The 26,553-nt window shown below is 37.8% G+C and carries 23 protein-coding genes; 16 read left to right on the plus strand and 7 right to left on the minus strand.

The window, feature by feature from the left end; all coding sequences use genetic code 11:
* Positions 1-117: 117 nt before the first annotated feature.
* The 3 genes from Q763_RS07750 to nadC are packed head-to-tail and all read right to left on the minus strand — an operon-like array spanning position 118 to position 2,351.
* On the minus strand, positions 118-546 hold the full coding sequence (locus Q763_RS07750) for a DUF2147 domain-containing protein (protein WP_035132906.1): 429 nt from the start codon (positions 544-546) through the stop codon (positions 118-120).
* A gap of 21 nt (positions 547-567) precedes the next feature.
* The gene (locus tag Q763_RS07755) at positions 568-1,494 is read right to left on the minus strand and encodes a YihY/virulence factor BrkB family protein (protein WP_035132908.1); all 927 of its coding nucleotides are present in this window, start codon (positions 1,492-1,494) and stop codon (positions 568-570) included.
* Entirely contained in the window at positions 1,494-2,351 is an 858-nt protein-coding gene (gene nadC, locus Q763_RS07760; protein WP_035132910.1) for a carboxylating nicotinate-nucleotide diphosphorylase, read from the minus strand. Before nadC ends, Q763_RS07755 begins: the two co-directional genes overlap by 1 nt.
* A gap of 145 nt (positions 2,352-2,496) precedes the next feature.
* Here nadC and Q763_RS07765 point away from each other — a divergent pair, with 145 nt between their 5' ends.
* From Q763_RS07765 to rlmH, 5 genes are all read left to right on the plus strand, one after another.
* Entirely contained in the window at positions 2,497-3,531 is a 1,035-nt protein-coding gene (locus Q763_RS07765) for a hypothetical protein (protein ID WP_157499382.1), read from the plus strand.
* A 22-nt stretch (positions 3,532-3,553) separates the two neighbouring features.
* A complete protein-coding gene (locus Q763_RS07770) occupies positions 3,554-4,033 on the plus strand; it encodes a hypothetical protein (RefSeq protein WP_035132914.1) in 480 nt (159 codons plus the stop codon).
* Between the two features lie 3 nt (positions 4,034-4,036).
* Complete coding sequence (locus Q763_RS07775) at positions 4,037-4,507, plus strand: hypothetical protein (RefSeq protein WP_035132915.1); 471 nt, start codon at positions 4,037-4,039, stop codon at positions 4,505-4,507.
* Positions 4,508-4,514: 7 nt separating this feature from the next.
* Positions 4,515-4,961 carry a hypothetical protein gene (locus tag Q763_RS07780; protein WP_035132917.1) on the plus strand — a complete coding sequence of 149 codons (447 nt, stop codon included), beginning with the start codon at positions 4,515-4,517 and terminating at the stop codon, positions 4,959-4,961.
* A gap of 66 nt (positions 4,962-5,027) precedes the next feature.
* Positions 5,028-5,501 carry a 23S rRNA (pseudouridine(1915)-N(3))-methyltransferase RlmH gene (gene rlmH, locus Q763_RS07785; RefSeq protein WP_035132919.1) on the plus strand — a complete coding sequence of 158 codons (474 nt, stop codon included), beginning with the start codon at positions 5,028-5,030 and terminating at the stop codon, positions 5,499-5,501.
* 33 nt (positions 5,502-5,534) lie between these two features.
* Here the strand turns inward: rlmH and folP are convergent, their stop codons facing one another.
* Positions 5,535-6,368 carry a dihydropteroate synthase gene (gene folP, locus Q763_RS07790; RefSeq protein WP_035132921.1) on the minus strand — a complete coding sequence of 278 codons (834 nt, stop codon included), beginning with the start codon at positions 6,366-6,368 and terminating at the stop codon, positions 5,535-5,537.
* Between the two features lie 87 nt (positions 6,369-6,455).
* Between folP and Q763_RS07795 the strand changes: the two genes are divergently transcribed.
* The 7 genes from Q763_RS07795 to Q763_RS17450 all read left to right on the plus strand — a co-directional run bounded on the left by Q763_RS07795 (position 6,456) and on the right by Q763_RS17450 (position 15,223).
* Positions 6,456-6,998, plus strand: a complete 543-nt coding sequence (locus Q763_RS07795; protein ID WP_035132923.1) for a DUF1599 domain-containing protein — start codon at positions 6,456-6,458, stop codon at positions 6,996-6,998.
* Positions 6,999-7,061: 63 nt separating this feature from the next.
* A complete protein-coding gene (locus Q763_RS07800; RefSeq protein WP_035132925.1) occupies positions 7,062-8,162 on the plus strand; it encodes a BT_3928 family protein in 1,101 nt (366 codons plus the stop codon).
* Between the two features lie 12 nt (positions 8,163-8,174).
* Positions 8,175-8,390, plus strand: a complete 216-nt coding sequence (locus Q763_RS07805) for a hypothetical protein (RefSeq protein WP_035132927.1) — start codon at positions 8,175-8,177, stop codon at positions 8,388-8,390.
* 205 nt (positions 8,391-8,595) lie between these two features.
* Positions 8,596-9,672, plus strand: coding sequence for an ABC transporter permease (locus tag Q763_RS07810; RefSeq protein WP_035132929.1), 1,077 nt, complete (start codon positions 8,596-8,598; stop codon positions 9,670-9,672).
* Positions 9,673-9,798: 126 nt separating this feature from the next.
* The gene (locus Q763_RS07815) at positions 9,799-10,299 is read left to right on the plus strand and encodes a TlpA family protein disulfide reductase (protein ID WP_035132931.1); all 501 of its coding nucleotides are present in this window, start codon (positions 9,799-9,801) and stop codon (positions 10,297-10,299) included.
* Complete coding sequence (tpiA, locus tag Q763_RS07820) at positions 10,299-11,051, plus strand: triose-phosphate isomerase (protein ID WP_035132933.1); 753 nt, start codon at positions 10,299-10,301, stop codon at positions 11,049-11,051. The genes Q763_RS07815 and tpiA overlap by 1 nt, the downstream gene beginning before the upstream one ends.
* A 239-nt stretch (positions 11,052-11,290) precedes the next feature.
* Entirely contained in the window at positions 11,291-15,223 is a 3,933-nt protein-coding gene (locus Q763_RS17450) for a choice-of-anchor I family protein (RefSeq protein WP_052123307.1), read from the plus strand.
* 91 nt (positions 15,224-15,314) lie between these two features.
* Here the strand turns inward: Q763_RS17450 and Q763_RS07835 are convergent, their stop codons facing one another.
* Entirely contained in the window at positions 15,315-16,532 is a 1,218-nt protein-coding gene (locus Q763_RS07835) for a porin (protein WP_035132935.1), read from the minus strand.
* Positions 16,533-16,730: 198 nt separating this feature from the next.
* Here Q763_RS07835 and prmA point away from each other — a divergent pair, with 198 nt between their 5' ends.
* Positions 16,731-17,564, plus strand: a complete 834-nt coding sequence (gene prmA, locus Q763_RS07840; RefSeq protein WP_035132937.1) for a 50S ribosomal protein L11 methyltransferase — start codon at positions 16,731-16,733, stop codon at positions 17,562-17,564.
* A gap of 23 nt (positions 17,565-17,587) precedes the next feature.
* Positions 17,588-17,863 (plus strand): ATP-dependent Clp protease adaptor ClpS, encoded by a 276-nt coding sequence (locus tag Q763_RS07845; protein ID WP_035132939.1) that lies wholly within the window; start codon positions 17,588-17,590, stop codon positions 17,861-17,863.
* Positions 17,864-17,930: 67 nt separating this feature from the next.
* Here Q763_RS07845 and Q763_RS07850 read toward each other — a convergent pair whose 3' ends face one another.
* Positions 17,931-19,445: an arylsulfatase gene (locus tag Q763_RS07850; protein ID WP_084596033.1), complete on the minus strand. Its 1,515-nt coding sequence runs from the start codon at positions 19,443-19,445 to the stop codon at positions 17,931-17,933.
* A gap of 150 nt (positions 19,446-19,595) precedes the next feature.
* The gene (locus Q763_RS07855; protein WP_035132940.1) at positions 19,596-20,129 is read right to left on the minus strand and encodes a hypothetical protein; all 534 of its coding nucleotides are present in this window, start codon (positions 20,127-20,129) and stop codon (positions 19,596-19,598) included.
* Positions 20,130-20,441: 312 nt separating this feature from the next.
* On the opposite strand from Q763_RS07855, the gene Q763_RS07860 reads away from it, so the two are divergent.
* Entirely contained in the window at positions 20,442-23,246 is a 2,805-nt protein-coding gene (locus Q763_RS07860) for a triple tyrosine motif-containing protein (RefSeq protein WP_035132942.1), read from the plus strand.
* A gap of 244 nt (positions 23,247-23,490) precedes the next feature.
* The gene (locus Q763_RS07865) at positions 23,491-26,553 is read left to right on the plus strand and encodes a SusC/RagA family TonB-linked outer membrane protein (RefSeq protein ID WP_035132944.1); all 3,063 of its coding nucleotides are present in this window, start codon (positions 23,491-23,493) and stop codon (positions 26,551-26,553) included.

Here is a 26,553-nt window from a genome sequence, read left to right on the forward strand (position 1 = left end):
GATTCCTCACTCCGCATCAGAAGAACAAATTCAGCTTCATTTACAGATGAAACAAAACAAATACAATAAAAAAACACTCCGTTATGGAGTGTTTTTTTATTGTATTTGTTTTCAATATTATTTTACCCTGTGCCACGTTTGAGAACGACCTATGAATGAAAATCCAAGATACCCTCTTACATCAAGTTTATCTTTTCCGTCAAGCTTAATAGTACAACTGTATGTTTTACCTTTATTTGGGTCCAGAATATCGCCATCGGTATATTCATCACCGTCTTTCTCTAATCCTTTTATGATTACAAGTCCAAGTATTGGCTTGTCTTTATCACTGCCTTTACACTTTGTACACTTGGCATCTTTTTTAGCCGGGTTAAGTATCTCTACCACTTTACCGTAAACCTTACCGTCTTTTTCATAAATCTCAACGATAGATTTTTCTTCACCGGTTTCATCGTCAATGGTTTTCCACTTTCCGGTTACCTGAGCACCAGCCGAAAATATTCCGGCAATAGCAACAAACAATACTGTTAAAAAGTACTTCTTCATAAAAAACACGTTTAATTTTTACTAAATATATAAATTTTTCCTTTTTAATTTATGAATTAACGCATTTAATTCGAATCCTAATAAAAGAATGAAACAGTTAATCCATATATACAGCATAAGTACAAGAAGCGTACCAATTGCTCCATACAGCTGATTGTACTGGGCAAACCTAAGCACATAAATACCAAATACATAAGAGGTTATAACGAACAATATGGTAGTAAATACCGAACCATAACTAAAAAAGGCGGCTCCTTTGGTTTCTTTTGCAGCAAACTTAAACAGCATAGAAGTAATGGTTAGCACCATAAGTACCAGGAAGATATATTTACCTATTTCAAGATATATCACATCGTCACTTAGTAACCCTCTGCTTTTAAGCTGTGCTATAATTACCTGAAGGATAACAATTGCTGCTACGGTTACTAAAAGTATTGTGGAAAGCACGAGCGACAACCCTATAGCAAGGGCATACTGCCTAAAGAAACTACGCTTAATGGTAATGTGCAGTGACGACTGAAATCCGCTTAATATAGCGTTCATTCCGTTTGACATAAGCAGTATAGCCAAGAGGATACCTGTAGAAAGCAGGCTACTGTAACTGTTTTGCATAATATCTTCCAGTATGGACTCAACAGCACTATAGGTATTAGGCGGTACGTTTTCCCTAACAAAATCCATAAAGTCGTCCCTAAAACCCTCTATTGGAATTTGCGATATAAGGTTAAGAATAAAAAGAGCAAACGGAAACAGCGACATAAAAAAGCTGAATGCAATAGCACCGGCACGGTAAGACACATCGCCTTTTACAATACCGGATATATAAAGCTCTGTAAGGTGATAAAGCGTTAATCCCTCTCCCCATGGCAGCTTGATACTTTTACCAAGCCTTACCAAATGTTTAAGAACAGGGATACGCTCCAGTTTATGTTCCAGTTCTACCGACATTAAAATGCTTTTAAACTAAGGTCTAAATTATAAATGGAATGAGTTAATGCACCCGATGATATGTAGTTAACACCACAATCGGCATAATGGCGCATTGTATCTTCATTTATTCCTCCGGATGATTCGGTTTGGCAATAGTTCCCTATAAGCTCTACCGCCTCACGGGTTTGTTTATAATCGAAATTATCCAGCAATATACGATGCACACCCGGATTAGCTATTATTTCACGAACCTCATCAAGATCACGAGCCTCTACAATGATTTTCAGATCAAGGTTATTCGCCTTTAAATACTCGTGCGTTTTGGTAATTGCCTGAGTGATTCCGCCTGCAAAGTCAATATGATTATCTTTTAGCATTACCATATCATACAGCGCAAAACGGTGATTTTCACCTCCGCCTATTTTCACGGCCCATTTTTCAATGGCACGTATTCCCGGAGTGGTTTTACGGGTATCAAGCACTTTTGTTCCCGTACCCTCCAGTATATCTACATACTTTTTGGTTTTGGTAGCAATGGCACTCATACGCTGCATGGCGTTAAGCACCAGTCTTTCGGCTTTTAAGATGGATTGCGAACTCCCCGAAACATGAAAAGCCACATCGCCATATTTTACTGGTGTACCATCCTGTAAAAACACCTCTATTTCAAGGTTTGGATCTACATAGGCAAATACCTGCTTAGCGAAGTCTACCCCCGCCAGTATACCATTATCTTTCACCAGTAGTTTAGCACGCCCGGTAGCGGTTGCCGGGATACAGGCAAGCGAGCTGTGGTCGCCATCACCAACATCTTCCCTAATGGCATTGGTAATAATTATATCGAGTTCTTTTTGAAATTGAATATCCGAAATCATGTGTATTTATTATAGTATTGCTAAAGTAGTGGTTTTTTTCGGGAAATGGAAAGGAATGTTTGCAGTGGTAACGTAAGGGTAAAAAACTGACGGAAATATAAAAATTTTGTTAATTTTAACACCTAACCAATTAACACCTTGCTCTATGATTTTAAAAGGAAATCTCTCCTTTCGTTGCTCTTGTAATAAACTTTACATTTATAGTTCCGAAAATACAGACTTTGAAACCAATATTAATGAACGCTCTATGGGGCAAGAACACCATCATTCATGGGAAGAAAGTTTCAATTGTGAATGTGGAAAAGAAATTGAGTTTTTATATGAAATTTGGGAATACCCTAAAAACATCTTTAACAGTGAAAAATTAACACTAAATAATGATGAAATATCTCGGTTTTCATATGATTTAGCATTAGACATTCCTGACGAAAACGACGAAAACAAATATCATTTATCCAGTAAACTACTATACCATATACTTAAGGATAAAAAAATAGAACATCTTTATCATGCAAATACTGTTTTAACTTCTTTAACTTTTATTGAACAAGAAAGCTTGTTATCTAGAGCTTATGTTGAGAATAATAATCTAAATCAAACACCGCAAAAATCTGATAAAGAGGATAAAAAATATAATGTTTGGAACGATGTCTTCTTAGATGCGTTAGATTTACATACAAAATATTCTCGACCTAATAAATATGGACCTATATTGTTTGTTTTAAATTTAGATTTATTATTATCACCTTACTTCGAAACTATTTTAATAACAAAAACAAATCCATGGTATTGGAAAGATTCTACATTATTATCTGAAAAATATTATTCAAATTTAGAAGATGTAAGAAATGATTATTTATCAGGAGAAAAAATAGATGCTCAAATAATGTTTACTTTTAGAAATATTGAACAAAAACTAAACTTAAAAAGATATTTATCCAAAATAATTATAGACAAACCTTCAATTATTATTAGTTTACAATCAGGGATAAAAAAAAATGTAGGAGATTATGCATCTGAGGCTATAGAAAAGGCTTTGTTAAAAAAGAATATTATTACAGAAATTGAAGTAAGACATATTGGACAAAACTTTTTTTCTTGTAATTGTAATTTAACTTATACTATCCTATTCAATACTGATTCAACTGAGTTCAAGAAGCGATTCTCAATAAAAGGATAACTCTTTTCTAACAACCACACCAATGCAAAACCTACTTAACGAGCAAGACTTTGTAAAACCTGTAAAATACAACCCGTGGAAATGGTTTATTACCTGCTATGGAGTTTTATTTGTTTTAATAGGACTTGTGGTAAGCATAGTAAATTTTATTCCTTACAGGACTACGACAATTACCACTACAGCAATGATTGTATTTATTACAACCTCTCCGTTTATAATGGTTTTTGGTAAAAAGAAAACTATTTACCACACTGATTACCCTACGCTAATTACCGCCGTAGCATTAATGGCTTTTAACTCCTGGTTTTTTACGGTATTGCATCTCAGGATTGGCGAAGCTATTAAGCTAAATGACTTTTCTCTACTCCTGCCGGGATACTTTTTTAGAGGGTTAGATTTTACAGGGTTACTATTTTTAATGGCTTATGGAGCAGTGTCGTTCATTATTATTTTCTTTATTGTAAGACACAAACGTAAAAAGGCATTAAAAACTGAATTGTAAAACATGGAAGATTTAATTAAAGAAGAAGAGTTTACTAAAGATTCCGGACCCAGCTTATGGAATCGATATAAGACTTTCAACATAATAGCTGCCTTATTACCTTTTATAGGTATTATAATTGAATATGTTTTATATGAAGCCTCAAATGTGAACCTCTCCAGTTATTGGTCGGTTTTACTATTTATCTTATTGCCGTTTGCTGCGATTTTTTCAAAAAAATACAGCTTAAAACTTTCTTACCCTAAACTGTTGCATGTACTCACTAACTTAGCTATTTGCTTTTATGTGCCGTTTATAATTTTAAAAATAATAAGTTATTATTTGGGTAACGATTTGTTTATTGGGGTTATAGTAGCTCTTTTATCTGAAATAATTATAAATGTACTGCTTATACAGTTTATTGCATTTTTTGATTCGTTAATCCTTCATTTGATTATTGCTTTTATAAACACTGTAACCAAGTCAAAAAACTAATCGCTTTATGAACGACCTTATTAACGAAGAGGAATTTATAAAACCTGAAAAGGACAACCCGTGGAAGTGGTTTTTGCTATTTTATGGGATTGTTATTGGGTATTTGCTTTGTAAGTTTTTGTTTAAAGCAATACTAAAGGAAAACAGTACCTATGTATATCCGCTTTTTGCAATAACAGATTTTGCCCTGCCTTTTGTAATGATATTTACAAAAAAGAAAAACATATATTTACCCTACAAAAACATTATAGTAGCAGTAACAGGTGTCTATGTAATATATCTGTTAGTACAGCTTATACAAATTTACTTAAGTATTACCAACCCGTTAATCCCTAAAGACCTGTATTATTACATGGCAAAAAACTGTGTTATTAATCAATCCATTTTATTAGGAATAACTCTTATTATTATTACACCTATTATCATATTTAAACGAAGAAAAAACTCAACTTAAAAGTTTTTTCATCTAAATAACCGCTTCCTTTTAACTTTGTATCTTTGCTGTTTTAAGCAATACCCTATGAACATTAAGCTACTCGCTATAGGCAAAACCGATAACAAATCCCTGCAAACCCTTATAGACGATTACACTAAGAGATTATCGTTTTATGTAAAGTTTGACCTGGAAATTATCCCCGATATTAAAAACGTAAAAAACCTGAGCGAGGCACAGCAAAAGGAAAAAGAGGGCGAACTTATACTATCTAAACTTTCGGCTACCGATCAGCTTATATTACTGGACGAAAACGGAAAGACCTTTACCAGTATGAAGTTTGCCGACGAACTACAAAAGAAAATGAATTCGGGCATTAAGACTTTAGTATATGTTATTGGCGGACCTTATGGTTTTTCAGATGCCGTTTACAGTAAGGCTCAGGGTAAGGTATCGCTATCGTCAATGACATTTAGCCATCAAATGGTACGCCTTTTCTTTATAGAACAACTGTACCGAGGCTTTACTATTTTAAGGAATGAACCTTATCATCATCAATAGGTTACGGGTTATTTGTTTCGGGTTACGTGTAAACTAGGAACTCGAAACCTGTAACTGTGAATACATCTTAACCACCTCCACTGCTTCTTTCACATCGTGTACCCTTAAAATGTTAGCACCTTTTGTTAGTGCAACCATGTTTAGTGCTGTAGTTCCGTTTAAGGCTTCCTGCGGAGTGATACCAAGCAGTTTGTATATCATGGACTTTCGGGACAATCCTGCCAATATAGGCAGCTCGGTCATTTTAAACAGTTCCATTTTATTAAGTACTTCGTAGTTTTGCTGTAGTGTTTTGGCAAAACCAAATCCGGGATCTATCACTATATCATCAATACCATAACTACGGGCTTCGGCTACCTTTTGGGAAAAATACAACAGCATTTCCTTTATAATATCATCATAGTCGGTTAGCTTAACCATATCCTGCGGAGTACCGCGCATGTGCATCATTATGTAAGGTACTTTTAGTTCGCCTACCGTTTGTATCATTTTATCGTCCAGAGTACCGGCTGCAATATCATTTACAATAGCAGCACCAGCCTCAACTGCCGCTTTGGCAACCTTAGCCCTAAAGGTATCTACCGAGATTACCGCCTCCGGAAAATGCTTTAAAACCAGCTCCACAGCAGGTACCATGCGTGCCAGTTCTTCCTCCTCACTTACAAAGTCGGCATTAGGTTTAGTGGAATATGCCCCTATGTCAATAAAATCGGCACCTTCATTCAAAATACGTTCAGCCTGTCGGGTAAACTCGGTTTCGGCTTTATACTTCCCTCCGTCAAAAAACGAATCAGGTGTACAGTTTAAAATCCCCATAACTTTGGGCTGTGTCAAATCTATTAGCCTGCCTTTGCAATTGATGGTCATATTTACATGGTATTATTAAAAAAGCACCTTTGGGAGTTGGGGGCTTTTTAGTACATTTGAAAAAATTTCAAGCAAATATACACCGAAATGAGGAATACTTCTCAGGAATACGACAACGTAATTGCCCACTGCAGGCAACTGTACATAAACAAAATGAAGGATTATGGCAGCGCATGGCGCATTTTACGTCTGCCTTCACTTACCGACCAGATTTTTATTAAGGCACAACGCATCAGAAGCCTTCAGGAAAATGAAACCCGCAAGATAAACGAAGGTGAAGCCTCTGAATTTATTGGGATTATCAACTATTCCATCATGGCACTTATTCAAATTGACCTTGGTATTGCCGAACAGCCCGATCTTGATGTAGATGCAGCTACCAGGCTATATGACGAAAAGGTAGCCCTTACCAAAGAACTGATGGAAGCCAAAAATCATGACTATGGTGAGGCTTGGCGTGATATGAGGGTAAGCTCCCTAACCGACCTTATTTTACAAAAGGTACTTCGTGTAAAGCAAATTGAAGACAATAAAGGAAAAACCTTAGTATCTGAAGGGATAGACGCTAATTATCAGGACATGATAAACTATTCGGTTTTTGCCTTAATCCACATGAAAGCACACCAATAACAACTCATTAACAAATAGAAGGAACATATCTTTTATTTTTGAGGAAAACTATACCATACTATCATGAAAATACTTACACACATTTGCAGGGTACTCGTAGGAGTCTTATTTATCATATCGGGACTTATTAAGTTAAACGACCCTATGGGGTTCTCCTTTAAACTGGAAGAATACTTTGGTGCCGGTGTACTTAACATTGAATTTCTTATTCCGTTTGCTCTGGCCATTGCTGTGTTTGTCGTGATATTTGAAGTCCTTTTGGGCGTAATGCTCTTAGTTGGTTTTAAATCACGTTTTACCACGTGGAGCCTGCTGCTCATGATAGTGTTTTTTACCTTCCTTACTTTCTACTCGGCTTACTTTAATAAAGTGACCGACTGCGGGTGTTTTGGCGATGCATTAAAGCTTACCCCTTGGCAATCGTTCACTAAAGATGTAGTACTACTCGTACTGATAATAATACTGTTTTTCAACAAAAACCTTATTAAACCTATAACTAAGCCTGAAGTAATCAATACTGTAGTGCTTGCCAGTTTTGTATTTTGCGGATGGTTTGGTTACTATGTACTTAACCACCTGCCTGTAAAAGATTTCAGGGCTTATAAAGTAGGAACCAACATACAAAAGGGTATGGAAGTACCTGAAGGTGCTCCTAAGTCGGAATACGAAATGGTATTTGTTTATAAAGTAAACGGTGTTGATACCGAGTTTACCGATAAAGAACTGGATAAAATTCCTGCTGATGCCGAGTTTGTAGACCGTATGGATAAACTTGTAAAAGAAGGTTATGTTCCGCCAATTCACGATTTCTCTCTTGAAAGAGACGGTGTAGACCATACTGCCGAGTTACTGGAAGATCCTAAAGTAATACTTATTATTTCATACAACCTTGATAAAGCAAGTGACGACGGACTTGCAGAGCTGAATGACTTTGCTAAAAAAGCAGGTGAAAGAGGTTACAAAGTAGTAGGTGCAACCGCATCTGACGAAACAGTTATTGCTAACAAAACAGCTAACTTTAATCTTAATTTCGATTATATGTTTTGTGATGCCACGGCTCTTAAAACCATTATCAGGGCTAATCCGGGTATAGTGGTACTAAACTATGGTACTATAGTGCAAAAAGCACACTGGAATGATATTGACGAAGTTTCACTACCATAATACCACAATACTATGTCAAACCCTAAAAAACCCAATACTTTAAAACCATTTTTAGGTATTGCTTTCTTTTACTTTTTGGGTTTCATGTTAACCCGTAAAGGATCGACAGATACTACCATGGGTACTGTAATGATGGTCCTCGGATGGTTGTTGCTTGTACTCTCTATGGTACTTGCCATAATTTTTATTTTCAGGGTTTTTAAAGATGCTTTTAATAAAAAGAAATGAAATTTGAGATGAAAATATTTAAATCATATCTGAGTTTTTTACCACTTTGTCTCGGCTTGTATCACCTATTTATAGCAAAGCATGATTTAAGCACATACAATGGGGTGTTCATGGTAATAATAGGACTGTTCCTTACAATAAATTACGGATATAATTTTTCAAAATGGCTTTACTCAAAACTTTACCCAATAATTAACAAAAATAATTGATAAAATACCTTCTATATAAAACAGGATATGCACTGTTAACCCTTTTTGGGGTGGTTACAGTGATATTCTTTTTGTTTACGGTATTACCCGGCGATCCTGCCCGCATGATGCTGGACCAAAATGAAAACAGCGAGCAGCTTGCCATTATCAAAAAGAAGTACGGGTTTGACCAGCCTGTTTCTACGCAGTACCTGTATTATTTGAATGACCTGTCCATACTGTCATTTCACAGTACAAACCCAAAAGATTACACTTACCTTACAGAAGGAAAATACAATGCTGCCAAACTATTTACCATAGGTAATACCACTACCGTACTGAAAACACCCTACTTAAGGGAAAGTTTCCAGAAAAACGGGAAAAAGGTAACTCAGGTTATAGGCGATACATTACCTAATACCGTAGTACTGGCAACTTCTGCCATTATTATTGCCATAATAATAGGGATAATACTGGGTATACTCTCTGCTCTTTACAAAGACACCTGGATAGACAGGCTTATTGCCCTTGTAAGCACACTGGGTATGAGCGTACCTTCCTTCTTTGCAGCTATATTATTTGCCTGGGTATTTGGTTTCCTGTTACATAAATACACCCATTTAGACATGACCGGTAGCCTTTATGAGATAGATGACTTTGGCGAAGGCAAATACATAAAATGGAAAAACCTTATTCTCCCTGCCATAGTTTTGGGTATACGTCCGCTTGCCGTGGTAATACAGCTTATGCGAAACTCACTTCTTGAAGTTTTCAGTCAGGATTATATCCGTACGGCAAGGGCAAAAGGATTAAGCGAAATACGTATTATAAGGAAACACGCGCTTAAAAACGCGCTAAATCCGGTAGTCACGGCTATTTCAGGATGGTTTGCCTCCATGCTTGCCGGAGCCGTTTTTGTGGAGTACATTTTCGGATGGAACGGATTGGGTAAGGAAGTTGTAGAAGCCTTAAACACACTCGATCTTCCGGTTATAATGGGATCGGTACTGGTAATTGCAGCTACTTTTGTTGTTATCAATATCCTTGTCGATATTATTTATGCCTACCTTGATCCAAGAATACGATTAAGTTAGGGCTAACTCCCTTTTTACGAAAACGATATAATAGTTTTTCCTGCTTAAATCCTTCCAAATATTTCATTTTTAAACGATATTTGTTCGGTCAGTTATTGTAAATTTGTTACTCTTAACAACAAAAAAATGAAAAAACTACTGATATTACCAGTGTTTTTATTCGGACTTTTTTCATGTGCGCAAAATACGCCTACAAGCTTTAGTGAAGAGGCATTGAGCGACAACATGAAATCGACCGATGGTACAGAAGTTACCTTTAAGCAGATACTGGAAAAACATAAGGGAAAAACCATAGTAATAGACATTTGGGCATCATGGTGCCCTGACTGTATTAAAGGGATGCCAAAGGTACACGACCTGCAAAAGCAGTTCCCGGATGTTACATACCTTTTCCTATCGTATGACAGAACTGAGGAAGCCTGGTTAAAAGGCATTGAGAAATACAATGTACAGGGAGACAACTACCTTATTGGTTCAAAATGGAAAGGCGGCGCTTTTAGCGAGTCGGTTAAACTGGACTGGATTCCGCGTTACATGGTGGTAGACAAAAAAGGGAACATAACACTTTTCAGGGCTATTGAAGCCGATGACGAAAAACTTATATCGATATTAAAACAACTGAAATAATGAGAAAAAAAATAGTTGCAGGTAACTGGAAAATGAATAATGACAGCCAGCAAACCCAAGCTTTGCTAAGCGACATTTTAAACAAAAGACCACAAGATACGGCTACTAAGATTGTAGTAGCGCCAACATTTGTAAACCTGCAAAGTGCTGTAATACAAACTAAAGGCAGTAATGTAATTGTAGCAGCACAAAATATGCACCAGGCAGAAAGCGGTGCTTTTACAGGTGAGATTTCTGTAGGTATGCTAAAAGGTATTGATGTAAACACTGTTATTTTAGGTCACTCTGAAAGAAGGGCTTACTTTGGTGAAACCAACAGTATACTAGCCGAAAAAGTAAACACAGCTTTAAAACATAACCTTACTATCATTTTCTGTTTTGGTGAAGAACTTGCCGACAGACAAAGCGGAAACCATTTTAATGTGGTAGAAAGCCAGTTAAGAGAAGGTTTATTCCATATTGGTGAAAGTCAGTGGACTAATGTTGTATTGGCTTATGAGCCGGTATGGGCTATTGGTACAGGTGAAACTGCTTCACCGGAGCAGGCGCAGGAAATGCACAACTTCATCAGGACGCTTATCAAAGAAAACGTAAGTGCCGATGTATCTGAACATACTTCTATCCTTTACGGAGGAAGCGTAAAGCCGGACAACGCTCAGGAGATTTTCTCTAAGCCTGATGTTGACGGCGGACTTATAGGTGGTGCAGCGCTTAAAGCTGACGACTTCCTTGCTATAGTAAACGCTATCTAATATTATAATAAACACAACAAACATGTTTGAAAAGCGGTAACAATTGTTACCGCTTTTTTATTAAAAACTACAATCAAAACACTACCAATTAACTTTTACATTACCTTGTTTACATAAAATTTACCATTTATAAACACTACAACGATATAACTTAATGTTAGGTTGTTCCGCAATTAATGGTAAAGTAAAAACTGACATAGATTTTTGCACGTGATAACAAACCACCAGAAAAAAATCGTATGTCTAAAAATTACTTCTCAAAACTTATGCTGCTATTAGGGTTCTCTCTGATATCTCAATTATCAGGAGCACAAACCCTTATACACTACTGGAACTTCAACGACAACGCGTCTGAAGCTGCCATCACAACCCCATCCCTGTCTTATGTAACAGGAGCATCGATAACTGCATTTGCAGGAACCGAAAGTATAATTGACTACTCAGGAGGTACAGGACAAAATTTTGATGTACAAAACCTAAATGCACAAAACGGCGATGTTGCCGGTTCTCACCTTCGTTTTAACGACCCTATAGGCGGTTCGCTTGAATTTGCCCTGCCAACAACAGGTTTTGAAGACATAATGGTAAAGTTTGCTACCCGCCGTTCGGGTTCGGGAGCTGGTACACAAAACTGGTACTACTCTACCGATGGCACTACCTTTATCCTACTTACCACAGTAGCACCTAATAACGGAGACCCTGCATTAGCTACTTTAGACCTTACAACAATCACTGCTGCTAACGATAATGCTAACTTTAAACTTAAAGTAGAGTTTGAACAGGGCGACGGAGGTACAGGCGGTAACAACCGTTTTGATAACTTCACTGCCGAAGGTAACGTAGTAGGTGGCGGAGATCCAATTGCTCCGGTTGCTACAATTACTCCAGCTAACGATGCGGTAAACATAACAGTAGCTACCCTACCTACCATTTCGTTTAATGAGGATGTAAGGCTAGCGAATAACACTGCTATAACAAATACAAATATTGATGCTGTAGTAGAGCTTAGGTTAAACAACGAGTCGGGAACAGCAGTTCCGTTTGATGCTACCTTTGCCGATAACACCATCACCATCACTCCTGCTGTTGCATTATTAAACAGTCAGCAGTACTATGTTGCGCTTCTTGCCAACACTATTGAGGATATGAGCGACAATGCCATAACCGAAACACAGTCTTCTACCTTTACTACTATATCTCTACAAACAGAGTTTACTGCCGGAGATATGGCTTTTGTAGCCTACAGGATGAATGCCAGCGGTACAGAGGATGAAGTAGCCCTTATGACTTTTGTAGATATCGCAGCGGGTACATTTATCACCCTTACCGATTCTAAATATACAACTAACGCACAACCACAATGTACCGACGGTGTTGTATGGACAGCTACAAGCTGCGTTCCGGCAGGTTCGGTTATAACCATACAAACCTCTACCCTTGTTAGCAACACTGGTACTGTAACAGGTGGTGATTTCGGACTAAGCTCCGGCGGTGACCAGGTAATTGTTTATGCCGGTACTACAGAAGCTCCAAACTACATTACTGCCATGTCGTCTAACCAATGGCTTACAGAAAATACAAGCTGTGGTGGTAGCAACTCTATGCTTCCTGCCGGTTTAACAGACGGTACAAGCTCAATTAACTTAAGCACTGCACCGGGTAATGATGCCGGTAATACTGCTAATGCTTACTATAACGGTACTCAGGAAGGTACTCCTGCCGAACTTAAAGCTGCGATACTTAACCCTGCTAACTGGGTGGGTGCTGCTGCCGGAACCGATGCTCAGGAATGGCCTACATGGGGCTTCCCTAGCTCGCCAACAGTTCAAAACGTAACTGTGGTAAACGCAACAACCATTGAACTTACTTTCAACCATGAGCTTAATGCTACAAGCGCGGCATTAATAACAAACTATACAGGTATTAGCGGACTGACAACTGCTGTTGCAGAGGGTAACATGGTAACGCTTACTTATGCTACTGCTTTTGAAGCCGGTATGGAATACACTCTTATGGTTAATGGTATTGCCGATGTGAATGATGTGGTAATGACATGTGAGTACACTTACACTTTTACATACAATACACTTATATCTTTTGATGAGACATTTATGGTAGTAAACGAAGATGCAGGCACATTAGACCTTGTACTTAATCTTGAAGGCCCTGCTACTGCTTCGGTTGACTTAGTGGTTAAAGCGGCTCCGTTTAGCACTGCCGATGAAAACGACTTTACCTTTACTACTCAAACCCTGAACTTTACAGGCACTAGCGATCTTACTCAGGTAATCTCAATCGCTATTACAGATGATAGTATTGAAGAACAGGCTGCCGAGTATTTTGTACTTAGCCTGGAAAATCCTGTGGGTATAGAAATTACAGGAGATAGTTTTACTACTATCTATATTAAAGATAACGACAGAATGGCTCCTGTGCCTAACCATAGCATTGAGCTTGACTATATAGGAAGTTTTGATCCTTCAGGAACTAACGAAAGTACTTGCGAAATTGTAGTACACGACCCTGAAACACAAAGATTATTCACAACAAGTGCTGCTGCAGGTTTCCTTGACATTGTGAATTTTTCAGACCCTACTACCCCATCGGTAGTATCATCTATAGATATGAACTCTTATGGTGGAGTAACAAGTGTAGCAGTACACGACGGTATTGTAGCCGTAGCTTCTCCAAATGCTGAAGAACACCTTGACGGTAGCGTAGTGTTTTTTGATACCGATGGTACCTTTATCGCTCAGGTAACTGTAGGCGCTTTACCTGATAATATTTCTTTCACTCCGGATGGTACTAAAGTACTTACGGCAAACGAAGGTCAGCCAAAAAGCGATTACTCTGTAGACCCGGAAGGTTCGGTAAGTGTTATTGATATCTCTGGCGGAGTTGAGTCGGTTTCACAAACTAACGTGACTACACTTTACTTTACTGATTATAACGCTCAGGAAGCTGAACTTTTAGCAACAGGTGTTAGAAAAGTATATACAGGCAGCACACTATCTCAGGATCTTGAGCCGGAATATATCACATCAAGCGCTGATTCTCAAAAGGCATGGGTTTCCCTACAGGAAAACAATGCAATTGCAGAGATTGATCTTGTTAATATCGCTGTAGCAGATATATGGTCACTGGGTACTAAAGACCTTAGCATTCCTGGTAATGGTTTTGATATTTCTGATAATAACGATGAAATACTTATTGCCAACTGGCCAATACAGGCATATTACATTCCTGATGCTGTGGCAAACTACAATGTAAACGGTGTAAACTATATCATCACTGCAAACGAAGGTGATGAGAAAGAGTACGACAACTTTGAGGAAAGAACAACAATAGGTAACAGTGGCTACAATCTTGATGCTACTGCATACCCACAGGCAGAAATGCTTAAAAAGAGCTTCAACGCAGGTCGTATGAGAGTAACCAATGCAAATGGTAATCTTGATGAGGATACAGAATTCGAACAGATATACTGCCTTGGTGCACGTTCGTTCTCAATATTCAATGCCGATACTAAAGCAATTGTTTTTGATAGTGGTGACGATTTTGAAATGTATACTTCTACAGATGCTTCAATAAGTGCCCTGTTTAACTCAGACAGTGAGGAAAACGAACTTAAAGGAAGAAGCCGTGCTAAAGGTCCGGAGCCGGAAGGTGTAACAGTTGCACAAATTCAGGACAGAACATTTGCCTTTATAGGTTTGGAGCGTATAGGTGGTGTTATGGTTTATGATATAACCGACCCTAACGATGTAAAATTTACAGATTATAAAAACAGCCGTAGCCTTACAGCTTATGAAGGTGACCACGGACCGGAAGGTATAACTTACATTAGTGAAACCAACAGCCCTGACGGAAAAGGTTATGTGATTATTGCTAACGAGATAAGCGGTACATTAAGTATATATGAGGTAAATGCCGAAGCTCTTGGAACAGGTGATTTCACTTTAGCACCAAAAACCTTTGTGGTATTCCCTAACCCGGTTGCCGATGGTACAGCCTACTTTAACCGTGCTGCTGATATTGAGGTGTATGACCTTAACGGAAAACTGATACATTCTGCCAAACAGGCATTAAAGATAGATACAACAAAAATGACGTCGGGTATATATATCGTGAAAACATCCGAAGGCATTGTAAAGAAACTGGTAGTTAAGTAGTGTTAAGTAGCAGTTAAGTAGTTTCGTGTTTTTTTTCAAAAAAAAATCCTGCCGGTGGGCAGGATTTTTTATTAGTAGTAAACACAATTAATTAAATACCTATTTCTACCTGAAAACGTACTAACCAAATTTGTCTTGAATCACCATTATAGTAATTAAGGTCGTCCATTGAAACTTCCATTTGGGCTTTAAATGTATGCTCCCAAATATATTTTGTTACACCAACGCTGTACTGGTTAATGTTTGGTGTAAACGTTTCAATATCCTTATGTACCTTTTGTGTAGAGAAACGACCTATAAGCTCATAGTCAGACGGGAAAAGGTAGCTTAACTGATAGTCAAGTCCGTGTCCTGTAAACACATATTTAAAGTCGGTTATATCATCAGGATTGTAAGTCACAGGATCTTTAGCTGTTCTTTGCATATAAGCCGTTTGGAACGACCATCCGTCATACTTAAACATAGCGTCTAAAAGTAACGACTGCATATCCCTTTTCTCAAACAGGTAGTTACCTAACTGTCCCTGTGTTTTTCTTGCTTTGTTATTAAACTGGTAAGCCCCAGAAACCATTACTTTTGGTTTGTCCTCTCTTTTAAGGTCACCTTCAAAAAAGGTTCCGTTGTTTTTAAAGGCACCAAACGGATAAAGCTCTACTTTACCTGTATAGGCAAGTCCGTTATCAGGTTCTTTGGTAGAGTTCCTACCCTCACCCATACTTATAGCTCCTTTAAAGTTGTATGAAAATTTATCAAGGTATTCGTTTAGGTTGTGCACCTGAAAACCGAAATCCCTGTCTATTGTAAATCGTGCATTGTTTATAGTACGGTCTGTTAACTGTAACGCTCCCGATGAGTTAATACGCTGGCGGTTACCCGGTAGTTTTGTTTGACCAAAACCGATATTCCAGTGTTTGTTAGGACGGTAAAATACAATCGCATCACGTATAATATTTACGTTTTCACCTTCGTGCGCCTGGCCCACATCGCCCGGAGCAAATGAAAGCTGAATAGCATAAAGGAATTTAGGATCCCCCACATAACCGTCAAAACGAAGCCTTAACCTACGAATCTGTCCGTCAATGGTACTCTCTCCTTCAGATTCTACATAAGACATCCTGTTTTGCATCCTGAAACGGATATTAAACTGGAAAAGACTATCGGGCGTAGTTAAACCTACTCCCTTACCATAACTATAGTATGGAAGAGCCGAAAGCTTTAGGTCATTATTATTTTTGGTCTTTTCGATTGTCACCTGTGCCGAAGCCGCAAGACCTACAAATAATAAAAGTGTGATTAATGTTTTTTTCATTTCTGTGTTTCGTGTGTATTTTTTCGTGTTTTTCTTAACTTTACATTAATGCAGATTTTGCTTTTTTATCAGCAAACATTTGGTAATTTTAGCGCTAATTCACTACCATAAGGCACCTTTGTAAAGTTTGCGCAAACTTAATATTAATTATCACTGCCTTATGTTATGTTAATGTTACCTTTGCGGAAAATTAAAGTTATGTCAAACATATATATAGGTTATCATTTTTCGGTTGAACCGAAAGAAACCGGAACAGAAATTTTATTAGCCGAACTTGGCGAAACTCCCTTTGAAAGCTTTATAGAGACTGAGGAAGGCCTTTCGGCTTATATCCAGAAACAGTACTGGAACGAGAACGTTCTTGATGACATATTCATCTTAAAATCACCTGAGTTTAAAATTGAATATACTTTTGAAGAGATTGAACAGGTGAACTGGAACGAGGAATGGGAGAAGAATTTTGAGCCAATTGAAGTAGGTAATTCCTGCTATGTGAGAGCTCCTTTCCACGAGAAAACAAACGCTCAATATGATATTGTAATTGAGCCAAAAATGAGTTTTGGTACAGGGCATCATGAAACGACTTTTATGATGATACAGCACCTGCTCGAAACCGATCTTGAAAATAAAAAAACACTGGACATGGGTTGTGGTACTGCAATACTGGCAATACTTGCCGAAATGCGCGGTGCTAAACCTATTGACGCTATTGATATAGATAACTGGTGTTACCTTAACTCTATTGAAAATGCCGAACGCAATAACTGTGAACACATTAGCGTTTATGAAGGCGATGCTTCACTGCTTAACGGTAAAAAGTATGACGTGATAATTGCTAATATTAACCGTAACATACTTTTAAACGACATGCAACAGTATGTGGACTGCCTTAACGAAGGTGCTACTCTGCTTTTAAGTGGTTTTTATGAAGAGGACATCCCTGCCATCGATGCTTCGTGCACCGAAAAAGGACTTAAATTTGTTAAAAAATTCGACAAAAATAATTGGGTTGCCCTAAAATACGTAAATTAGCAACCGGAATTAAAACATTGAATATGAGTACAAAAGAAAAAGTATTAGAAGAAGTATTAGTTGAGGAAGCCGTATCGGCAAACAACGAAATAGTTTTGTATAATGACGAAGTAAACACTTTTGACCATGTTATAGACACTCTTGTAAGGGTTTGCGACCATACGCCGGAACAGGCAGAACAATGCTCGCTTATTGTTCACTATAATGGTAAATGCACCGTAAAAACAGGAGAACTGGATAAACTAAAGCCACAATGCACCCAGCTACTGGAAGCGGGCTTAAGTGCCGAAATTATATAAAACGTTACTTATAGAAACAAAAAAGCACGATATATATCGTGCTTTTTTATTTTAGTATATCTACTACCTACCTAGGTGCAGGCTGTAGCGTGTTCATAAGATCGTCCAGTTTTACACTTTCGCTTTTTTGCCTTGGCGGATATTCTTCCAGCGATTTCATAAATTCCATTACATGTCCTAAAGCAGGCTTTAGTGTCCATGTTCGGTTTTCCTGCCATTCATCAAACCCTCTCGAATCATAAAAACGCTCAAACGGATCGAGTTTCAGGTTGGTAATAATAGGACTGGTTAAGTCATTTTGTACAGCATTAAACCATTTGTCCTGAGTTTTGAATAAAAACTTCCAATCCCCATAACGTAGTCCGTGTAAAGTAGTTTCTGTAAAATAATAAAACTCCTTACGTTTGGATTTTCCTTTCTGCATTATCAAATCACTCTGGTCATAGCCATCAAGATGTACCTTATAGGTCATATTCCCTACTTTCTTACCTTTAAGTAGTTCCTCCTTCAGGTTTTTATTTCCAAGCTGAGACATAATGGTAGGAATCCAGTCTTCCATAGTCATGAATTCTCCTGTACTGGTACCCGGCGGAATAACACCCGGCCATTTAACTAAAACAGGAACACGGAAACCTCCTTCATAACCACCTACTCCTTTTTGACCATGGAACGGCTGATTACCACCATCCGGCCAACTGTTTGAAGCAGCTCCGTTATCGGTTGCAAACATTACGATAGTGTTATCTTCAACCCCCAGTTCTTTTAAAAGATCCAGCAGCTCGCCAACAACATCATCCAGTTCCATCATACCATCGGCATAAATACCATAACCGCTTTTACCTTTATATTTCTCGCTCAGGTTTGTTTTATAGTGCATACGTGTAGTATTGTGCCACACGAAAAACGGTTTATCGTCTTTAACCGCATCTTTTATAAAACGTTTGGACTCTGCCAGTATTTCCCATTCAAGGTTCTTCTGCCTTTCTGCCCCAAACTTACCTTTATCTTCAATTTTTTGTTTACCGTTTCCTGTAGCCCACGAATGGATTACACCTCTTTGCGCAAACTGTTTTGCTACCTGAGGGTCTTTAGGGAAATCATACTCTTCTTCATATTCCCCCGCATTAAGATGGTAAAGAATACCAAAAAACTCATCAAATCCATGTGCAGTAGGTAAATGTTCGTCCCTGTCCCCTAGGTGGTTTTTACCAAACTGTCCTGTAGCATACCCCATAGGTTTAAGCAGTTCGGCAAGTGTAGGGTCTTCTTTTTGTAAACCAATAGGAGAACCCGGTAACCCCACAGTACTAAGCCCTACCCTTATAGGATATTGCCCTGTAATAAATGCTGCCCTACCGGCAGTACACGATGCCTGGGCATAATGGTCCATGAAAATCATACCATCGTTAGCAATCTTATCGATATTAGGCGTAGTACCTCCCATCATACCACGGTGATAAGCACTAACATTCCACATGCCTACATCGTCTCCCCAAATAATGAGGATATTGGGTTTCTTTTGCCCGTATGAAACCAGCGTAAGGCACAAAACAAAGCAGCTTAAGTAATGTTTTAATTTCATAATAATTGGTTTTTAAAGGTTGTAAGAATAAGTTCAACACTCATACCTATACCTAAGTTACCCAAAACCAATATATTACAATCTTAAAAAAAAGTTAATACATAAAAAAAGGGACGCATAAGCGTCCCTTTTTTGGTGCATCCAACTTCATTACTTCACATACAAATACTCCACTGCACCAAATGTTAAAATGGCACCACCTGTATCTTCATCCCTGTCTGGGTATGTTCCAAAATCATTAGTATATGTAATCTCATTCCCTGTTTTTACAAGGTTAAGTATTACATCATCATCATTATTATCCTGATAAGTAGCCCTGATAATCACATCACTACCTGATCCGGTTAATATCTCCCATGTACCCGTATAAGTAGCACTGGTACAACCGGAAGTTCCTTCGGTAGTATCTACCACCACTCCGTTTTTCTCAAAAGTAAAAGTGTTATCTGCATTTAAAACCAGTTTGCTTCCGTTGTAACAATCTGTTTCCTGCATCTGGTCACTGTGAGAAGTTCCGTCTCCATCAAAATCGGTTGCTTCAGCTGTGGTAACTGCCGTTAGGTTATAGGTTCCTTCAATTTGCGTTTCATTGTTTACTCCTGATGTATCATCATCACTACTACACGAAGTTAAACCAAATCCTGTAACTAATAATGTACAGGCTAATACTCTAAACTTTTTCATTTTGCTATTTTTTTTTTGATAGGTTAATAGTCCAAATCTATAAAGCTGCCAGCGGGATAATGTTAAGGAAATCGTTAATTAAATTTTGTTTAACAACGCTTTAGGGATTTTAATTTTCACAAAGCTTTGCCTTATAAGACCTTTGGAGTTTATTGTGCATTTTTTGTTAAATTGCCCATTCGTACCATAATTAACACCTATTTAATAAATAACTATACAAACCTATGTGGTTTCAGTTATTTAAACTCAAAGTGAAAAATTTATTTTGTAATCGTATCTTCGTAATAAACTAATAAACTTCCCTTACCCTTCGTGAAAAGAATTATACTACTATTAGCAGCATTATATACGCTTGCAGGTTTTTCTCAAGACCTGCCTCCTATTCTTAAATACAGTACAAACCAGTACAGTGCCGGTAACCAAAACTGGATGATGAGCCAGGATAAGGACCACTTTATGTATTTTGCCAATAACGGCGGACTACTGGAATACAATGGCACAGCATGGACACTTTACCCTTCCCCTAACGAAACGATTATCAGGTCGGTTAAAGTAATAGGCGAACGTATTTATACCGGATGTTACATGGAGTTTGGCTACTGGACCCGCAACGAAGACGGAAGCCTTAGCTATACTTCCCTTAGTGAAGGAATACGTGATAAAATTTTAGACGATGAACAGTTTTGGAATATTGCACAATATGACCACTGGGTTATATTTCAGTCACTAAACCAGATATTCATTTACGATACCCACAAGAAAACCTATAACATAATAAAACCCGACACCGGAGTAAATAAAATTTTTAGGGTAGGCAACAGGATTTTGTACCAAACCTTTGGTACCGGGCTTTATGAAATTGAAAACGGAGTAAGTAAGGTAGTTAATAACACCCCACAGCTAACCAATAATAAAATTATAAGTATATATCCTTATAATGAAGGGCTGCTTATCCAAACACAATACAACGGTTTACTGGAACTGAAAAACAACACTATTACCCACTGGGATACCGAGGCCGACAGCGAACTAAAATTAAGCAGTATATACAGTGGGCAGAAGCTTAGTGATGGTAGTTTGGCTTTAGGAACGGTATCAAACGGTATATTTATACTATCGCCACAAGGAAAAGTGCGTTACCATATTACCCAGAATAAAGGACTTAGTAATAACACAGCACTATCGTTGTTTGAGGATACAGATAAAAACCTTTGGATTGGTCTTGACAATGGTATTAACTGTATTAATTTACAGTCGGCTGTAAGAAGTTTTGTAGACGATACCGGATTTTTAGGTACTGTATATGCCTCTGCACTATACAACAATCATTTATATATAGGTACCAATCAGGGATTATTTTACAAAACATACAATTCTGAAGAGGAGTTCCGCTTTGTTCCGGGCACTAAAGGTCAGGTTTGGTCATTATACCAATATGATGGTGCACTGTTTTGCGGTCATGACTCGGGGACATTCCTTGTTAACGGAAGTCAGGCCAGTTTACTCTTTAACGGATCGGGCACCTGGAAGTTCGAACCTCATCCTACAGACAGGAACAAACTTATACAGGGTAATTACTACGGTTTATCTATACTGGAAAAGGTAAACGGAAGCTGGAAATTTAAAAACAAGATAACCGGATTTGATTATTCCAGCCGCTACTTTGCACTTTCAGGCAATAACGAGATATATGTGAGTCATGAATATAAAGGAGTGTTCAGGATTAAAACCGATAACAACTACACCCGAATAACTAACTTTGAAGCCTATAAAACTCCGGCTAAGGGTAAAAACGCATCGATTACCAGTTTTAATAATACCATATACTACGCTTCAAAAGAAGGATTATTTATTTTAAATAACAAAACGAAAAAATTTGAGAAAGATGAAAAACTTTCCAAATTGTTTAATCATGATGAGTATATGTCGGGTAAACTAACCGCCGATAAATCAGACAGACTTTGGTTCTTTACTAAAAACTACATCAATTACTTCTCTCTGGGTAAACTTAATGCCGAGCTGAAACACAATGCCATAGCCATACCTTCGTCGCTTACCAATTCCATGCTGGGCTTTGAAAACATTACCCAGATAAAAGACAACATTTACCTGGTAGGTACTACAGACGGTTATTATACCCTAAATATAAACGAGCTCAACTTTAAAAGTAATACCATTACCATTACCGGGATTACCAACAATGTACTGAACGGAAAACCAGCACCTGTAATTATACAAAACGAAGGTGAGTTTAAATATGCCGAGAACAACCTTACCTTTTTATATACCGTACCGGAATATAATAAATATGCCAATACCGAATTTCAGTACATGCTGGAAGGCATGCAAAACGACTGGAGTGAATGGACCAGCAAACCTATTACTACTTTTAAAAACCTTCCGGCAGGTACGTATACTTTTAAGGTAAGAGCAAAAACGGGAAGTTCATTGTCTGTAAATACAGCGAGTTACACTTTTGTAATACTCAAACCATGGTATGCTACAAATTTTGCCGTGGTTATTTATATCATTTTTGCTTTTATAGCCGCATTCCTTATTAACAGGGCTTATAAAAACTACTATCAACGCCAAAGTGAAAAGCTTATAGAAGAAAACAACAGGCTACTTGAAATAAAAGAACTGGAAAAAGAGCAGGAGCTGATGAAAATTAAAAACGAGCAGCTTCAGCAGGATTTTGAAAGTAAGAACAGGGAGCTTGCTGCCTCTACCATGAACCTTATTAAAAAGAACGAGCTGCTTTCTCTTATAAAAGACGATTTGAAGAAAACAGGTACGGGTGGTGCCGATAAAAATATCAAATCGGTAATTACTACCATTAATAAAAATATTAATGAAGATGATACCTGGGATATGTTTAAGGAAGCATTCAATAATGCCGATAAAGATTTCTTAAAAAAGGTAAAATCTGTTCATCCTTCCTTAACACCAAATGACCTTCGATTATGTGCTTACCTCCGCCTTAATTTATCTTCTAAAGAAATAGCTCCGCTACTCAACATTTCGGTAAGAAGTGTGGAGATAAAACGATATCGTTTGCGTAAAAAAATGGAATTACCTCACGAATTAGGGCTTGTAGAGTATATACTATCACTTTAGCACACCACATCATTAGTTAAATTTACCTATACATCACCTCAACAACAACGTTGTAATAGTGTATTTTTCGAATTTTATTTAAAGATTTTTTAGCACTTAACTTACTGTTAACACCCACTATTAGGGCAGAGTCATAAATTTTCTTTAAGTTTTTCAGGAATGTATAATTTTTGTTGAGGCTAATTTTATTCTTCGTAATTTATTGTGACATAATTTTAGATAATCACAAAAAACAATTTAATATATGAAGTCTAAATTACTCTTAATTACTTTTATTCTGATTTCATCTTTCTGTTTCGCGCAGGAGGTTGAAGTTAAGGGTACAGTAAGTGAAGTGGGCACCGGTTTAACTATACCGGGTGTTAACGTCATTGTAAAAAATGGTACAGCCTCTACGGTTACCGACATGGATGGTAATTACATCATTAATGCTCCGGTAGGCTCTACCCTTTCATTCAGTTTTATTGGTTATGAAACTGTAGAACAAACCGTAACCGGAGCCGGAGTTATTTCGGTATCACTTAAAGAAACTTCTCAAACACTGGATGAAGTAGTAGTGATAGGTTATGGTACACAACGTAAAAAAGAAGTAACCGGTGCCGTTAGTGTTGTTGGTGCAAAAACGCTGGAAGACATGAACCCGGTTAAGGTAGAACAGGCACTACAGGGTACTGTAAGTGGTGTAAATGTTACTACACAATCAGGTAAACCGGGTGCGGCTCTTGATGTAAGGATTAGGGGTATAGCCACAAATGGTGATAATGCTCCTTTAGTATTAATAGACGGTTATATAGGTAGCCTTAGCGATATTAATGCTAACGATATTGAGAACATTACTGTATTAAAAGACGCTCAGGCAGCTATATATGGTACCAGTGGTGCAAACGGTGTTATACTTGTTACTACTAAAAAAGGCAGAAAAAACTCAAAAGCAACTTTCTCTTATAATGCTTATACAGGTTTTCAGGAAACTACAAGAAAACTACCATTGCTAAACGCTTCGGAATATGCACTTTTACTTAACGAAAAATATGCAAACGGCGGACAGCCAATTCCTTTCCCTAACGTTTCTAACCTTGGTGAAGGTACAAACTGGCAGGATGAAGTGTTTGACAGCGGAGTACCTATTATTAACCATGACCTTTCTGTTTCAGGTGGTGGCGAAAAGGTTACTTATCGTGTAAGTGGTTCACACCTTGATCAGGAAGGTATTATAGGTGGTAGCGACAAATCACACTTTGAACGTAATACCGCACGCGTTTCCCTTAATGCTGATGTTACTGATAAACTTAAAATAAACACTAACGTTATTTTCCTTACTACAGATTCTCAAGGGTTTAACGAAAATGCACTGGGATCAGTACTATTTAACGCTATTAACACACCTTCAATCTATAGTCCTTATGATGCTAACGGCGACTTTACCGTACTTCCTACAGGTAGCTCTACCATCCCGGGAAGTAACCTTGGTAACGAGATTATTAACCCGCTTGCTCAAATTGCTAACACCTATAATGACTATAACCTTAAAAAGTTAAGCGGTACTTTTGGTGCTGACTATGAGCTTATTAAAAACCTTACTGTTACTGGTCGTGTTGGTTTCAATACCCAAAACAGAGATGAAAGGATATTTAACAAACAAATTTCATACGGAGGTAAAGTATTCGATAACGTTAGAAGCAGCGTAAATCAAAATGCTTTTGATGATAACGATTATACTTTTGATGCATTTGCCAACTATAAGTTTGATATTAATGATGCACATAACTTTACTGCAACTGTAGGTACAACAGTGTTCAAAACATGGGGTAAAGGTTTATATGCTACAGGTTTTGATGTACCAAACAACTCATGGGAATTTGCAGACATAAGCCTTACAACTGGTTTTGCAGATAACAAAACTGTTAGTTCTTACTCTTATGACGACAGAAGACTATCTTATTTCGGTAGAATTCAGTACGACTACAAAGGGCGCTACCTATTATCAGGTATGCTTAGAAGGGATTCATCTACTAAATTCGGGGCAAACAACCGTGTAGGTTACTTCCCTTCTGTTACAGGTGGTTGGGTACTTTCAGAAGAGTCTTTCTTCAAAGAAAACAACATTCTTAACTTCGCAAAAATTAGAGCAAGTTATGGTGTACTTGGTAGCGACAGGTTTGATTCTAATCTCTACTTAGGTTTACTTAGCGGTGAAGCTACTTATATATTTGACGGTGCCCTTGTAAACGGTTTTGCCATTGGTGCTTTACCAAACCCTGATCTTAAATGGGAAGAAGCAAGGAAGTTTGACTTAGGTCTTGATCTTAACTTCTTTAACGATAAGCTTGAATTTGTTGCCGATTACTTTAAAGACACAAGAGCTAACCTGTTAATCCCTAACATCCCGGTATCTGGTATTGTGGGTACTTATGCTCCGGGCGGGCAAAACCCTACACTTAATGCCGGTGATGTGGAAAACAAAGGTTTTGAATTCTCTCTTACTTATAACGACTATATAGGAGATGATTTCCATATCAAGGCAAGCTACAACGCTACATTTATTAAAAACACTGTAACTTCGGTTAACAACGGAACCGGATTCTTTGCTGGAGGTGAATTTGGAGTTGGACAGCCACAACCTACAAGAATGGAAGTAGGACATCCTATGGGATACTTTTACGGTTATGTAACCGACGGTATTTTCCAAAATGCTGAAGAGGTTGCTGCACACCCTGACCAGTCGGCTCTTGGAGCTGCCGCTCAACCGGGTGATATACGTTTTGTAGACGTTAACGGCGATGGTGTTCTTAATGCCGATGACCGTACTGAAATTGGTGATCCTATCCCTAATGCAACTATGGGTTTCAACCTACAGCTTGATTATAAAGGATTTGACTTTGCTACTTACTGGTTTGCCTCTATAGGTAACGATATGGTAAGAAACTACGAAAGAAACCTTACCGACGTAAACAGAATGAGTTATACACTTGATCGCTGGACAGGTGAAGGTACAAGCAATAGTGTTCCAAGAGCAACTACCGCTGCTACATCAAACAATATTTTCTCTGATTTCTTTGTAGAAGATGCTTCTTACCTTAGAATACAAAATGTACAGCTGGGTTATACTATTAATCCTGATTTTACAGAGAAAGCAGGTATTACTAAACTAAGAATATATGCAGGTGTTAACAACCTATATACATTTACAAAATACAGAGGTTTTGATCCCGGTGCTTCAAGCGGTGCTCCGCTATCTTCGGGGATAGACTTTGGTTTCTACCCTGTTCCGAGAACATATCTAATCGGTTTAAACCTAAACTTCTAA

The sequence above is a fragment of the Flavobacterium beibuense F44-8 genome (genome assembly GCF_000769915.1).
Classification (GTDB): Bacteria; Bacteroidota; Bacteroidia; order Flavobacteriales; family Flavobacteriaceae; genus Flavobacterium; species Flavobacterium beibuense.